15 protein-coding genes and 1 tRNA gene are annotated in these 13,308 nt (G+C 60.5%); 8 read left to right on the top strand and 8 right to left on the bottom strand.

The window, feature by feature from the left end; genetic code table 11:
- Window positions 1-24: 24 nt before the first annotated feature.
- From KFK14_RS16650 to proC, 4 genes are all read left to right on the top strand, one after another.
- Window positions 25-573 carry a TspO/MBR family protein gene (locus KFK14_RS16650; protein WP_212608436.1) on the top strand — a complete coding sequence of 183 codons (549 nt, stop codon included), beginning with the start codon at window positions 25-27 and terminating at the stop codon, window positions 571-573.
- Window positions 574-620: 47 nt separating this feature from the next.
- Window positions 621-911, top strand: coding sequence for an accessory factor UbiK family protein (locus tag KFK14_RS16645; protein ID WP_070154229.1), 291 nt, complete (start codon window positions 621-623; stop codon window positions 909-911).
- A gap of 112 nt (window positions 912-1,023) precedes the next feature.
- On the top strand, window positions 1,024-1,530 hold the full coding sequence (locus KFK14_RS16640) for a type III secretion system chaperone family protein (RefSeq protein ID WP_070154227.1): 507 nt from the start codon (window positions 1,024-1,026) through the stop codon (window positions 1,528-1,530).
- 26 nt (window positions 1,531-1,556) lie between these two features.
- Window positions 1,557-2,369, top strand: a complete 813-nt coding sequence (gene proC, locus KFK14_RS16635) for a pyrroline-5-carboxylate reductase (protein ID WP_212608435.1) — start codon at window positions 1,557-1,559, stop codon at window positions 2,367-2,369.
- A gap of 34 nt (window positions 2,370-2,403) precedes the next feature.
- Here proC and KFK14_RS16630 read toward each other — a convergent pair whose 3' ends face one another.
- Window positions 2,404-3,318, bottom strand: coding sequence for a DMT family transporter (locus KFK14_RS16630; protein ID WP_212608434.1), 915 nt, complete (start codon window positions 3,316-3,318; stop codon window positions 2,404-2,406).
- Between the two features lie 27 nt (window positions 3,319-3,345).
- Between KFK14_RS16630 and KFK14_RS16625 the strand changes: the two genes are divergently transcribed.
- Window positions 3,346-3,921, top strand: coding sequence for a helix-turn-helix domain-containing protein (locus KFK14_RS16625; RefSeq protein ID WP_246524675.1), 576 nt, complete (start codon window positions 3,346-3,348; stop codon window positions 3,919-3,921).
- 23 nt (window positions 3,922-3,944) lie between these two features.
- Here KFK14_RS16625 and KFK14_RS16620 read toward each other — a convergent pair whose 3' ends face one another.
- Both KFK14_RS16620 and KFK14_RS16615 read right to left on the bottom strand, forming a co-directional pair.
- Entirely contained in the window at window positions 3,945-4,256 is a 312-nt protein-coding gene (locus KFK14_RS16620) for a hypothetical protein (protein WP_212608432.1), read from the bottom strand.
- A gap of 79 nt (window positions 4,257-4,335) precedes the next feature.
- Window positions 4,336-4,830: a MarR family winged helix-turn-helix transcriptional regulator gene (locus KFK14_RS16615; protein WP_070154319.1), complete on the bottom strand. Its 495-nt coding sequence runs from the start codon at window positions 4,828-4,830 to the stop codon at window positions 4,336-4,338.
- A 180-nt stretch (window positions 4,831-5,010) separates the two neighbouring features.
- Here KFK14_RS16615 and KFK14_RS16610 point away from each other — a divergent pair.
- A tRNA-Gln gene (locus tag KFK14_RS16610) sits at window positions 5,011-5,085 on the top strand.
- Between the two features lie 124 nt (window positions 5,086-5,209).
- Here KFK14_RS16610 and KFK14_RS16605 read toward each other — a convergent pair.
- Together KFK14_RS16605 and KFK14_RS16600 are read right to left on the bottom strand one after the other, a co-directional pair.
- Window positions 5,210-5,992, bottom strand: a complete 783-nt coding sequence (locus tag KFK14_RS16605) for an SDR family oxidoreductase (RefSeq protein WP_212608431.1) — start codon at window positions 5,990-5,992, stop codon at window positions 5,210-5,212.
- Window positions 5,989-6,315 (bottom strand): nuclear transport factor 2 family protein, encoded by a 327-nt coding sequence (locus KFK14_RS16600; protein WP_212608430.1) that lies wholly within the window; start codon window positions 6,313-6,315, stop codon window positions 5,989-5,991. Before KFK14_RS16600 ends, KFK14_RS16605 begins: the two co-directional genes overlap by 4 nt.
- A 95-nt stretch (window positions 6,316-6,410) precedes the next feature.
- Between KFK14_RS16600 and KFK14_RS16595 the strand changes: the two genes are divergently transcribed.
- A complete protein-coding gene (locus KFK14_RS16595; protein WP_212608429.1) occupies window positions 6,411-6,731 on the top strand; it encodes a winged helix-turn-helix transcriptional regulator in 321 nt (106 codons plus the stop codon).
- A gap of 234 nt (window positions 6,732-6,965) precedes the next feature.
- Here KFK14_RS16595 and KFK14_RS16590 read toward each other — a convergent pair whose 3' ends face one another.
- From KFK14_RS16590 to KFK14_RS16580, 3 genes are all read right to left on the bottom strand, one after another.
- A complete protein-coding gene (locus tag KFK14_RS16590; protein WP_212608428.1) occupies window positions 6,966-9,410 on the bottom strand; it encodes a TonB-dependent receptor plug domain-containing protein in 2,445 nt (814 codons plus the stop codon).
- A 153-nt stretch (window positions 9,411-9,563) separates the two neighbouring features.
- Window positions 9,564-10,997, bottom strand: coding sequence for an amidohydrolase family protein (locus KFK14_RS16585; protein WP_212608427.1), 1,434 nt, complete (start codon window positions 10,995-10,997; stop codon window positions 9,564-9,566).
- Window positions 10,998-11,044: 47 nt separating this feature from the next.
- Complete coding sequence (locus KFK14_RS16580; protein ID WP_212608426.1) at window positions 11,045-12,457, bottom strand: amidohydrolase family protein; 1,413 nt, start codon at window positions 12,455-12,457, stop codon at window positions 11,045-11,047.
- Window positions 12,458-12,776: 319 nt separating this feature from the next.
- On the opposite strand from KFK14_RS16580, the gene KFK14_RS16575 reads away from it, so the two are divergent.
- Window positions 12,777-13,295, top strand: a complete 519-nt coding sequence (locus KFK14_RS16575) for an RNA polymerase sigma factor (RefSeq protein ID WP_343227763.1) — start codon at window positions 12,777-12,779, stop codon at window positions 13,293-13,295.
- Window positions 13,296-13,308 lie beyond the last annotated feature (13 nt).

Below are 13,308 nucleotides of genomic sequence, written 5' to 3'. Positions count from 1 at the left end.
TCTTCCCGGAGGAAATCACCGCCGATGAACGAAATCGCGTCGAAAGGGCAGTTGCGGTTGTCCTATCTGCGGTGGGCATTGTTCACCGTACCGGCCGTTGTTTTCCTTGGGTTCCTGTCGGCTCGCGTGTCGAACAGCGGCTATGGCAATCGCTGGTTCGTGCAGTTGGTCAAACCCGATTTCATGCCGCAGCCATGGGTTTTCCCGGTGGCCTGGACGGCGTTCTATATCCTGATGGGTCTTGCGCTGGCGGTGATCCTGCATGCGCGCGGCGCGCGCCTGCGAGGGCTGGCGATCCTGTTTTTCCTGCTGCAACTGGTGGCCAATCTGGCCTGGTCGCCCTTGTTCTTCGCCATGCACAAGGTGACCCCGGCGCTCTACCTGATCGGCGGGATATTCGTTCTGGCGTTGATCACCACGATCCTTTTCCTCCAGATCCGCAGGGCTGCAGCGCTGCTGATGCTGCCCTATCTCATCTGGTTGGGCTTCGCCGCTGCATTGAACTATGAGATCAAGCGGCTGAACCCGGAGGCCGAAAGCCTTGTCACACCGGCTCTGCGTACCCAGATATAGAGCCGTATTGGTGATGTAAGTCACCGGATTGAACAGACAGGTGCGTTATGCAAAGTGAAAACCGTTTCTTCGACGATCTCGCCAAGCTGATCAACGGCGCGGCCGGGACGATCGCGGGCGTCGGCCGCGAGGTTGAGTCCAATGCGCGCGAGCGGGCGAAAGACTGGATCGGTGGTCTGGATTTCGTCAGCCGGGAAGAATTCGATGCCGTAAAGGCGATGGCCGCAGCCGCGCGCGAGGAAGTGGAAATCCTCAAGGCGCGCCTCGACGCGCTGGAGGGCAAGGCGCCTGCGCCCCGCAAGGCTGCGGCGAAGAAGCCTGCATCCAAGGCAAACTGACCGGCATTATCCACAGGCCGTCCACATATTCGTTCACAGCGCGCGCCTGTCTTTTGCGGGGGGCTGGTGCTAAGAGAATGGGGCAGGGATCAGCCGAACAAAGACAAGTGGCATGATGGATAGCGACGAATATGAAAATGAGGGGCAGGAGGCTGCTCCCATCGATATGCTGGCCGCCTATTTCGAGGCGCATGGCTGGGCGTTCGAGCATGCTGGCGAGGATGAGATCATCGCCAACACGCAAGGAAGCTGGGCGCAATATGAACTGCGCGCGATCTGGCGCGAGGATGATCAGGTTCTGCAGCTTCTGGTCCTGCCCGACATTCGCGTCGCGGACGACAAGCGCAGCGCGATCTATGAAACCATCGGCCTGATCAACGAGCAGCTCTGGCTTGGCCATTTCGAGCTTTGGTCGTCCAGCGGTATTGTCCTGTTCCGTCATGGCGCGCTGTTGGCGGCGGGCGAAACGATGACGCTGGATCAGGCGCAGATCCTTGTTGAGACGGCCCTCGACGAATGCGAACGCTTCTATCCAGTGTTCCAGTTCGTGCTGTGGGGGGGCAAGACGCCGGCAGAGGCCATTTCGGCCAGCATGATCGAGACGCGCGGCGAAGCCTGACCGCCGTCCGCCGGAAGGAAACCTGAATGGTCGATGCCTGGCCCCAGCATCTGTTCATGGTCGGCTGCGGCAATATGGCTGGGCAGATGCTGTCCCGCTGGCTTGCTTGCGGCCTCGACCCCGCCAGCGTCACGGTGCTGCGACCCAGCGGCAAGCCCGTTGCGCCGGGCGTTGAGGTCATCACGCATTTCCCCGCGCGTTTTCCCGATGGGACTGCGCTGATATTGGGCATGAAGCCCCATCAGTTCGAAAATGTGGCCGCAGAGCTTGCCAAGGTCGCGGGCACGCCGACCATGTTCATTTCCATCCTGGCCGGTACAACCGCTGCGCAACTGCGCGCTGCCCTGCCCGAAGGCGCGAATATCGTTCGGGTCATGCCGAATACGCCGGTGGGCGTGGGGCAGGGGGTGTGCGCGCTCTATACCGATGAGCTGACGGAATTGGCCGCCCGCTCCGCAGCCGAAGCGCTGATGCGGCCGCTGGGCCTCGCTGAGTGGATCGCGGATGAGGCGCAGTTTAATCTGGTGACGGCCCTGTCAGGCTGCGGACCGGCCTATCTGTTCCGTTTCATTGACGCGCTGGGCATTGCTGCGGCGCGGCTGGGCTTGCCGGAGGATCAGGCGGCTCGCCTGGCGCTGGCGACCGTGCGGGGGGCATCAACCCTTGCCGTGGAGGCGGGCGAGAGTCCCGGCATACTAGCCGATCGTGTCGCCAGTCCGGGAGGAATGACACGGGAGGGCATGAATGTGCTCGATGCGGGGGAGAGCTTGATTGCCCTCCTCACCGAAACCCTGCGCGCTGCGCGTGATCGGGGCGAGGAAATGGCGCGGAAGGCTTAGGGGCAAGATCGGTTGGGCGGGCCTGTTGAACGGCTCAAGAATCTATTCTGGCTTTCTCTTTACGCCCGAACCGCAATTCGCTGACAATGACGCCTGCGACGATCAGGAAGCCGCCGAGCAGCGCCGCGGCGGGCAGGCGTTCCCCCGCCATACGGCCGATGATGCCTGCCCAGACCGGCTCACCGGCATAGATCACCGTCGCGCGCGTAGGCGAAACCGTCCGTTGCGCCCAGTTCATCACCACCTGGATCACGGCGCTCATCAGGCCAAGCCCGCACGCGGACAGAAGGAGCAGCCAGGAAAAATGCGGAATCGCTTCCCCAGCGGGGACCATGCATAGGAACGCCGCAAGGGATGTAAAGCCAAGCTGAATGACGGTCACCCGCAATACATTGACCTGACCCGCCCACATGCTGATCAGGATGATCTCCACCGCAATGGCCAGCGTGCTGACGAGCGTCAGCAACTCCCCCTTGCCCAACGCCAATCCCTGCTGCGGCCCCGCCACCAGCAACAGTCCGCCAAAGGCCAGCGCAACGCCGATCCAGCTCATCAGATGCGGGGGACGGCGTAATATTGCCCATTGGAGCAGCGGCACCAGCGGCACATAGACAGCGGTTATGAATGCCGACGTGCTGCTGGGAATGGTCTGCAGCCCCCAGGTCTGCAGCGTGTAGCCGATGAATATGCCAAGCCCGATCGCGCTGCCGGCAATCCATTCCTTGCGGGTCACGCCGCGCAGGAGGGGGGCGGCCACAATGGCTGCCGCGACGGTGGCTGTGGCGAAGCGCAACCCGACGAAGAACAACGGCCCGGTAACCGTCATGGCGTTCTTCACGATCAGGAAAGTTGCACCCCACAGCAAAGTAATGCCGATCAGCGCAAGTTCGGCGCGGCCGATCATCAGCCGCGGCGCAGGGGTCTTGTCTAGGGAAGGATTGTGCAACATACTGCGCAGACCGTTATGAGCACTATATTGCACAGTCAAGAGGAGAGTGCCGATCGCTCGCGCCCCGATGTTTTGGCGCATGTCGGCACCAATCTGCGCCGCATGCGGCAGGAAAAGGATCTGAGCCAGTCAGCGCTTGCGGAGAAGTCAGGCATCAGCCGCCGCATGATCGTGGGTCTGGAAAGCGGGGAGGCCAATATAAGCCTTTCCAGCCTGGATCGTCTGGCCGCGGCGCTCGACGTCAGCTTTTCGGAAATGGTGCGGTCGCCGGATGCGCCGGACAACCGGCGAATAGGCACGCTGGCATGGGCCGGCGCGCACCCCGACAGCCATGCGACGCTGCTGGGGACAACCCCGGCCGCACGGGAGGCGGAACTGTGGCTGTGGTCACTGGGTGAAGGGGAGCGCTATCCTGCGGAAGCGGACGCGGGTCACTGGCATGAGATGCTGTTCGTGATCGAAGGGACGCTTGTGGTGGAAACGACGGAGGGCGCGCATGTGGTGGAACCGGGCGACTATCTGATATTCAGCAGCGCCCGGCCCTATGTTTTCTCCAACGGATCGGCCGGTAATGTGCGCTTCGTGCGCAACGTCGTTTTCTAAAAAACGGGCCGCGCCAAGGCGCGTCAGTCCTTCTTCATATCCTTGCCGGCCTGCTCCAGCGTGGACCCAACGTCCTTTTGCGCCTTGTCCACTTCGTGCCCCGCCCTTCGGGCGGCATTGGAGGCTGCATCGCCGATCTGATCGCCGGTTTGCTCAATGGCGTTGCCTGTCTTGTGCAAGCCGGACTGGATATGATCGTCTGCGTTGTTGACGCCGCGGGTAATGTCGCTGCCAATCGCATCGCCTGCATCCTCAACCTTGTCCGCCGCCTTTTCCGAACATGCGGCGAGGCCCAGCGACAGGACTGCTGCTGCCGTAATGATTGATATGCGCATGGTTGCTCCTTTGGGGATTGTTGGGCTGCGCTATCAATCGATGGGCTAGCGGAAGGGTTCCTCTGCAATGCTGCAGAGGTCAGCCATTGCCCCGGAGGGCCGCCACCATTGAGCGGTCCTCAACGGGAATCAGCCCCTCCAGAACGCGCCAGAATCCCGTGACGGAGCCTTGCCCCGCCTGCGTATAGGCGGCGGCCATCCTTTCGCGCAGGGCGCGGAACAGTTCGGCCTCCAGCGCAACGCCCGATTCCGTCAATCGCAGCAGCTTTTGCCGGCGATCGCGTATGCCAGGACTGGTCTCAATATATTTCCGCTCTATCAGTTCATTGAGGACGCGGCCCAGCGATTGCTTGGTGATCGCCAGCACCCGCAGAAGTTCGCTGACCGTCAGATCCGGCTGGCGCGATATGAAATAGAGGGCGCGATGATGGGCGCGGCCAAGCCCTTGCGGCTCCAGCATCTGGTCGATCGAACGAATCAGGTTGCTGTACCCGAAATACAGCAGTTCCACGCCGCGACGGATTTCATCCTCACGCAGGAACAGGGGGGAGGCGGGTGAGATTTGAGCGGTCATGTCTATCTGTTTTTGCCGGGCTATCGGTGAGCGTCTCTCATACAGATTCTCCGCCGTCTGCATAATGCTGATCTCGCATAGGAAGGCGGATATGTAATCCGGATTGCAAAGGGATTTGCCGGGTTCCATTTCACGACCGAAGCGCTATAGGCCGTGGCTCCGGCGAGAACCGGAGCCTGCTGGGGCGTCGCCAAGCGGTAAGGCAGCGGCTTTTGATGCCGCCATACGCAGGTTCGAATCCTGCCGCCCCAGCCAACCGAACTATAGAAATAACGAAGGTGATTCTACGCCGGTTTGGGCCCTTACGCTCAGGGGAGAATCACCTTCGCTGGTCTCCGCCGGGCGGCTATCCGAAGGGCTACGCCTTCCACCCGAAGCCTCATGCCGTGGGCACCGTGCCTCCGTCGATTATATATTCGGCGCCGGAAATCGACGCTGCGCGCGGTGAGCAGATGAATGTAATGAGATCGGCAACTTCCTCAGGCTTAGCCGGCCGGCCCAGCGGGATGCCGCCGAGGGCATCCATGATGATTTTCTTGCCGCCTTCATAATCGGTCCCGGCTTTTGCGGCGAGCCGTTCCGCCATCGCCACGGCGGCGTCGGTCTCGACCCAGCCGGGTGAGACGCGAACCACGCGGACACCCTTTGGCGTTACTTCCTTCGACAGGCTCTTGCTGTAGGTCGCAAGGGCGGCCTTTGCAGCGGCATAGGCGGTGGTGGAATCGGGCAGCGGCAATATGTGCTGGATCGACGTGACGTGGATGATCACGCCCTTTCCCTGCGCAATCATCGCGGGCAGCAAGGCGCGGTCGAGCCGGACCGCAGGCATGAGATTATGGTTCAGCTCCTTTTCCCATTCCGCATCGTCCAGTACGGCAAATCCGCCGCCGGGCGCGCTCGATCCACCGAGCACATTGACGAGGATGTCCACGCCGCCAAGCCGGTCGAGCGCCACGGCGGCGAGGTGGGCGCATCCTTGCGCCGTCATCAGATCGGCAGCGACGTAATGCAGACCGTGCTGTTCTTCGGAAGGCACGGTGCGGGCCGCAGCGATGACGGTAACGCCCGCTTCGAGGAGGCTGGCGACCACCGCCGCGCCCACGCCTTTCGTGCCGCCGGTGACGAGCGCACGCTGGCCGCTCAAGCCGAGGTCAAAGCTCATGCCCTGATCTCCAGACGGGCGATTTCGTCGCCCGCAAGGGTGAAGGCGTAGCGCAGGTCGACAGGGCTTCCTGGGAAATCGCCAGTCAGATGCGCGGTGACGACCTGTTCGCCGCCGTCCGCAGTGATCGCAATCGGTTCGGCGAGGTAGCGATAGCGCGCGGATGCTTCCGCCTTCCAGCGGGAGATCGCTTCCCGGCCATGATGGGTCTCATTCTCGTCAATCACCACAGCGTCGATCGTGAAGCAGGCCGCGATCGAGCGGCCCTCAGCGGCATCGGCGGCGAAATAGGCGGATATGGGATCTGGCAGGGCAAGGGGCATGATTGATCTCCGGTATCGATTGTGCGCCGGAGACATCGCGCCTACTGTAGGAAAGAACAAGAACGCACGAAAAAGTAAGGTACTTACGGAAAAGTATGCAGAAGGAATATACGCAGGAAACGGCGGCCGAAGGCGTGCAGAATGCGCTGAGCCTGCTCGAAGGGCGCTGGAAACTCATCATCCTGTTTCACCTGTTCGGCGGGCAGATCATGCGCTTTTCCGAACTGGAGCGCGCGATCCCCAAGGTTTCGCAGAAGATGCTGATCCAGCAGTTGCGGCAGATGGAGGCCGACGGCATCGTGCGGCGTATTGTCCATCATCAGGTGCCGCCGAAGGTGGAATATGGTCTGACCGATTGGGGCCAGGCATTATGCCCCGCGCTGGACGCGCTGCTCACATGGGCAGAGCAGCGCTAGCATCTGTTCCATCCGTCGAGTGGGCGGCCGCCCGATCCTTGGGATTTCAATCTCTGTCCATTTCAACAGCAGAGCAGATTTTCAGGCGCTCACGCATTGCGCTTGTAATGCGGCGCCGTCGCATAACCGACATCGGATGCTCTACGCCATTTGGAGTAGCCAGATGCCGTTGAGGAATGTGTACGGGAAAAAGGAGGGAGCACGCCGTAGGCGCGTGCTCCCCCAGGGGGCAGATCAGAATTTGACGCTCAGACGCCCGTAATAATAACCGCCGTAGAAACCGAACGGCGAGTTGGCGGCGTAGTTGCCGGTGCCGATCGTGTTCACCAGCGTCATGAGGTCGGGATAAATATTGAACAGGTTGTTCGCGCCGACTGCGACCGTCGTGCTCTCCGTCAATTTATAGCTTATATCGAGATCGGTGATCCATTTCGCGCTGAAATGCTGGTCGTTCACCGCGGCAGACTGAATATAATCGATCTTGCCGTAGCGCGTTTCGCGCAGGTTGACGCTGAGGCCGCCCAGCGACCAGTCGCCGCTCAGGACCAGCTTCGTCGTCGGCGTATTGTCGGTGATGAAGCCCTGCTGCTGCCGGTTGAACATCGTGACGTTCAGCCCGGACAGTTCCGGCGGATTGGCCGCAAGCTTGTGAATCTTGGTCTTGTTATAGTTGAATGCCGCAGATAGTCGCAGCGATCCGAGATCACCCAGCCGCGTGTTGTAGGTCGCGACGACATCGACGCCCTGCGTGTTGGTATCGAGCGCGTTGGTGAAGTAGCGAACGGAGTAGGGCTGGAACCCGTTTGTAGCGAGGATCGCGTTGACGCCCGCGCCGGTCAAAAAGCTGGACAGCAGGATGCGGTCGCGCAGTTCGATGCGATAGGCGTCGGCCGTTACCGAGAATCCCGGCAATGGCGTCAATGAAAGACCAGCCGAGAGGTTCAGCGATTTTTCCGGCTTCAGCGGTTGTGCGCCAAGCGCGATGCCGACCGGGGAATCGGTTTTTACCGTTTTAGAATCAATCGGCTGGATCACGCCATTCACGACGAAAATCTGCGTCGAGGTCTGGGCGAAGCCGATCTGCGACAGGGACGGCGCGCGGAAGCCGTTGCTGACGGTGGCGCGCAGCGCCACGCCATCCATGATTTCATAGCGCGTCGACAATTTGCCGCTGAACACATCGCCGGAACTGTCATCATAATGCTCGAAGCGTCCTGCGGCGTTCACAAACCATGGATCAGTGATGTTGGTGGCAAGATCGATATAGGCGGCATAGCTGTTCCGCGAGAGGTCTGCGGCATCGCTGGGATGAAGGGTGATCGCGCCCTGCGCGCCCACCTGTGCCGCCTGACCGACCAGGCCGCCATAATTGGCGGGATAGATATATCCGCCATTTCTGTAGGCCGCTTCATCCTTGGGCACCGTCTTGAAATTCTCCCACCGGTGCTCAAGCCCAAAGGCCAGGGTGAGAGGCTTGGCGAAGCCGAGTTCGAGATCACGGGTGACGTCGAAATTGGTCGTCCACTGATTGAACGCCGATGTGAACGTCGTGAACTCCGTGGGGCTTAGCGGACCCAGCGATGCGTTAAGCGAGTTTTGCGAGCCATGGGTGTCGAAGTTGCGGCCGAAGGTGGACGAGAGATCCCAGCTCCACGGACCCGCCTCGCTGCGCACGCCGGCGAGGAACTGGAAATCCTTCTCGCTCAGTGTGTAGTCCGGCGCGAAACCATCCGGGTGGACCTGAAGGATGTTCTGATTGCTGTTCGGCTTGCGGAAACCCTGGCCGATGGTCGCGTCACGATAGCCGAGGGTGCCGGTTGCATAAGCCTCTACGCCGCCGAAATCATAACCGGCATTGGCGATCATGTTGATCGAGCTGGTGCGCGGCAGGCCGCCCTTGACCAGCCAGTTCCTGTCAACCGTAGTCTCGCGCGGATCGGGCTGGCCATTGACCCGGAAATAGAGCTGTTCGGTGTGGGTGGAGTTGCGGACGGTGCGGCTCTGGTCGCGTCCGGCGACCGTCAACGACAGGAAGCCGGCGTCGCCGAGCTTGAAACCCTTATAAAGATCGAACGAGTAGGTTTCGCCATCGGAACGGTCATGCCATTTATAGCGCTGACCCGCATTCAGGACGAGTTGTCCGCTGTCATCTTCCTTGAGGGTGATATTGATGACGCCAGCGATCGCGTCCGAACCATATTGCGCGGACGCGCCGTCACGCAGCACCTCTATGCTGCGGATCGCACCGTTCGGAATAAGGTCCAGGTCGACGGGATTGCTGCCGCTCGACATGCTGAAGCTGGACAGGTTGATAAGGGCGCTGTTGTGACGCCGCTTGCCATTGACCAGCACGAGGACATGGGCGCCGCCCAGGCCACGGAGACCCGCAGGGCGGGCAAGGCTGTCCCATGAAGATGAGGCGACTGTCTGCGCCTGAAAGGACGGGACCAACTGCGTAAGCACATCGCGGAGCGATGTCGCGCCGCCCATTTTTTCGAGCTGATCGCCGCTGACCACATCGATCGGCGCGGCGCTTTCCGTTACCGTCCGCGGCTGGCCACGCGTTCCCGTGACCACGAGCACGCCGTCGCTTGGCGTTTCTTCCTGCGCAAATGCCTGACCGCTACCCATGAACGCCAGGGCGGCGACAGTTCCCCAAAGTCGGCTCTTGTATGTCATTTTAGGTTCTCCGCAACTTGCTGAAACTGAAAATCGAGAACCTCTCCCTGTCTCGTCCCTGTTTGGTTTTTTGTCTGTTTTTCTGTGTGTTCACGACGCTTCGCTGAGAGTGCGCCAATCAATCCGCGCGAATTTTGTCCGGAGATCCTTGCTCTATTTGAGCGCATCCGGCGGTGAGGGTTTGAGCAGCGGCTTGGGCACATGGCGCGGGACGAACAGGCGGCCGTCCTTGATCACGATGTTGCCGTTGCGGATCACCGTTTCGACCTTCGCAAGATCGTCCAGATTTTGATCCGGGTTGCCGTCCACGACGATGACGTCGGCCAGCTTGCCTGCCTCCAGCGTTCCCAGCTTGTCGTCCATATCCATGATCTGCGCATTGGTCCGCGTCGCGGCGATCAGCGCCTTGGCTGGCGTGTAGCCCGCTTTCTGCAGGAATTTCAGTTCCGCGATGTAGATATTGGGCGCGCGCTCAAAGCCTTCCGAGCCGGTATCGGTGCCAACGCCGATGATTACCCCGGCCGCGATCAGCTTCTTGAGCATATCGAAATTGCCCTGCGCATTCATCGAGAAGCGCCGCGACGTCGGTCCGGTATAGAGGCCGCCACGCATGTCGAGCACCTGTTGATAAAGCTGCATCGTCGGAATGGCGGCCACGCCCTTCTTGGCCATCAGCTTGATGGTCTCTTCGGTGCGCGGCAGCGGGTGTTCGATAGAATCAACGCCTGCTTCAACGGCCATCTGCGTGTAGATGGTCTCGCAGTTGCAGGTGACCTTCAGGCCAAGGCTATGGGCTTCCTCGACGGCCGCCTTTACTTCGTCAGGGGCGAAGTGGCTGGCGATCTTGATGTGGCTGGCGCCCATCTTGAACGTCTCGCGCACGGCCTTGCGCCAATCGTCGGCCCCGTTCGCTTCGCGCGTATAGACGGGCTGCTCACCGCCAGCTCTTTGCGTTTCCAGGATCATCGCATGATAGGTGGAACCCCGATTGGCGCTATGGCCGCCGGTGCCGGTAATGATATGGCCAGCCGCAAAGACGCGGGGGCCCGGCGCCATATCCTTTTCCAGCCATTCGCTGATGATCGTGCCGGCGTCGCGCGGCCCGCCCAGGTCGCGTATCGAGGTGACGCCATTTTCCAGATAGAGGCGGAGGTTGCGTAGCGCCCGAAGGGTTGCATTGCCTTCGCTGCCGATCTGATCAGCCGGTGTTTCCGGAATCGGATATGTCGCATGAACATGCATGTCGATCAGGCCGGGCATGATTGTTTTCCCGGTTACGTCCATCACGGTCGCATCCGCCGGCCAATCGGTCGAAGCGGCCGGAAGCACGGCCACGACCTTGTTCTGCCTGATGACAAGCGACCCGGCATAAGCCGCATCCTTCACGGCATCGAAGATGCGGCCGCCGCGAAGGACCAGCGTGCCATCGAAGCCCTGCTTTTTAGGGAGAACGGGCACGCGCTGCGGATTATCCGCAGTTACCTGATCAGGGGTCTGTACCGTCCGCCTGTCATGGAAATCCTGGGCCAGCGCCGGCACTGATAGACCGGCCAGCAGACACGCCAATAGCCGTCCGAAATTCGTCATTCCTTTACCCCCGAAATCATGCATTCGCTCCCTGATAGAAGCGCCGGTCACCGCAGCGTTTCAGGCGGTGAGGGTTTAAGCAGCGGCTTAGGTTCATGGCGCGGGACGAACAGGCGGCCGTCCTTGATCACGATGTTGCCGTTGCGGACCACCGTTTCGACCTTCGCAAGATCGTCCAGATTTTCATCGGGTCGCCCGTCAACGACGATGACGTCCGCAAGCTTGCCCGGCTCCAGCGTTCCCAGCTTGTCGCCCATGTCCATGATCTGCGCATTGGTCCGCGTGGCGGCGATCAGCGCCTTGGCCGGCGTGTAGCCCGCTTTTTGAAGGAATTTGAGTTCCGCGATGTAGTAATTGGGCGACTTTTCGAATGCCGGAAGGCCCAGGCTGTCCGTACCGACGCCGATCGTGACGCCGGCGGCGATAAACTTTTTGAGCATGTCGAAATTGGATTGCGACGTCATGGAGAACCGGCGCGAAGGGGAGCCTGTGTAGGCGCCGCGCATGTCGAACAGATCCTGATAGGTCTGCATCGTCGGGATGGCGGCTACGCCCTTCTTGGCCATCAGCTTGATGGTCTCGTCGGTGCGCGGCAGCGGGTGCTCGATCGAATCGACGCCTGCCTCAACCGCCATTTGCGTATAAATCGTCTCGCAATCGCAGGTGACCTTAAGCCCCAGATTATGGGCTTCCTCAACGGCGGCCTTCACTTCGCCGGGGGCGAAGTGGCTGGCGATCTTGATGTGGCTGGCGCCCATCTTGAACATCTCGCGCACCGCCTTGCGCCAATCGTCAGCGCCGTCGGCCTCGCGCACATAGATCGCGCTGTAGGTGGATGAACGCTCGGCCGCATGACCACCCGTGGCGGTGATGATATGCCCGGCTGCAAAGACGCGCGGTCCCGGCGACATGTCCTTTTCCAGCCATTCGCTGAGGATATAGGATGCGTTCATCACGCCGCTCATGTCGCGAACGGATGTAATGCCGTTCTCCAGCGAATAGCGGAGATTGGTGAGGCCGCGCAGAACGGCATAGCCTTCCATGGCCTTAAGGTCGGCCGGCGTGTCGGACGAGGTTACGTTCGGGGAATAGATATGGACGTGCATGTCGATCATGCCGGGCATGACCGTCTTGCCGGTCACGTCCATGACCGTTGCGTCAGCAGGCCAATCAGTCGATCCGGCCGGAAGCACGGCCGCGACCTTGTTCTGCTTGATGACGAGCGATCCGGGATAGGCGGCGCTTTTCACGGAATCGAAGATGCGCCCGCCCTTCAATACCAATGTGCCGTCGAAACCCTGTTTCTTTGGAATGACCGGTATGCGCTGGGGATTGTCGGACGTCGCCTGATCGGGAAACTGCACTGTCCGCCGATCATGAAAATCCTGAGCGGCAGCAAGCCCGGCGCACAATGCCGCCAGAATGGACGCCCCCGCCAGTCGTACAATTCCAGCCTTCATTTTCGCCCCTTGCCGCTTCCTGTGGAGGATGACGCAGGCGCAAAGGGAAGCCGCATGCCGGAAATCGCCGGAGATGCGTTAGGTGATGTTAGTTTTCGTTAGAATGACGGAAAGTGGCTTGAATTCGTTACGAATGATTGGATTTTTGCAAAAAATGCAAAGGAGAAACCCGATAAACTGGAGGTCGCGCGGATAACGCACTTCCTGGCGCCGCTCGTTATCAAATGTGCGGTGAGAACAGCGAAGCGGCACGATTGCGAGGCGGTTCTGACACAGCAAAACGGAGGAGAGGAGGACAGGAACTCAGGGGGATGAGGGAATGGAATCTGCGCACAAATCGACCGCGCCGTGCGGCGGGATGACGCTGAGCAGTTACATACCGGCGCTCAGAGCCTTCTTCGTCCGCAATGTCCGCGATCAGACCCTCGCCGATGACATGACCCAGGAAGTCATGCTTCGCCTGCATGTGCGCCAGGAAAACAAGACAGCCATAGAGAATATGGAAGGCTATCTCTTTCGAATTGCGGCGAGTGTGATGACCGATAATGCGCGGCGGGACAAAGTCCGTCACCGGTCGTCTCATGGAGAACTGTCCGAATTGGATCATCCCGTTGAGGAATTGTCTCCAGAGCGCGTCCTCCAAGGAAGGGAACAGATAGCCCTTGTCGCGGCAGCGTTGGAAGAACTGCCAGAGCGTACGCGGGACGTCTTTGTTCTCAGACGGTTCGAGGAACTATCTTATGCCGAGATCGCCCATAGACTCGATATATCGGTTAGCGCGGTTGAAAAACATGTCGCCAAGGCAATGCGGCATATCCTGCGCCGGACTGCCGGCTGATGGATGTCGCTGA

It is taken from the genome of Sphingobium phenoxybenzoativorans, assembly GCF_018286635.1.
GTDB classification, from domain to species: Bacteria; Pseudomonadota; Alphaproteobacteria; order Sphingomonadales; family Sphingomonadaceae; genus Sphingobium; species Sphingobium phenoxybenzoativorans.
This window is presented reverse-complemented; position numbering and strand designations above follow the sequence as displayed.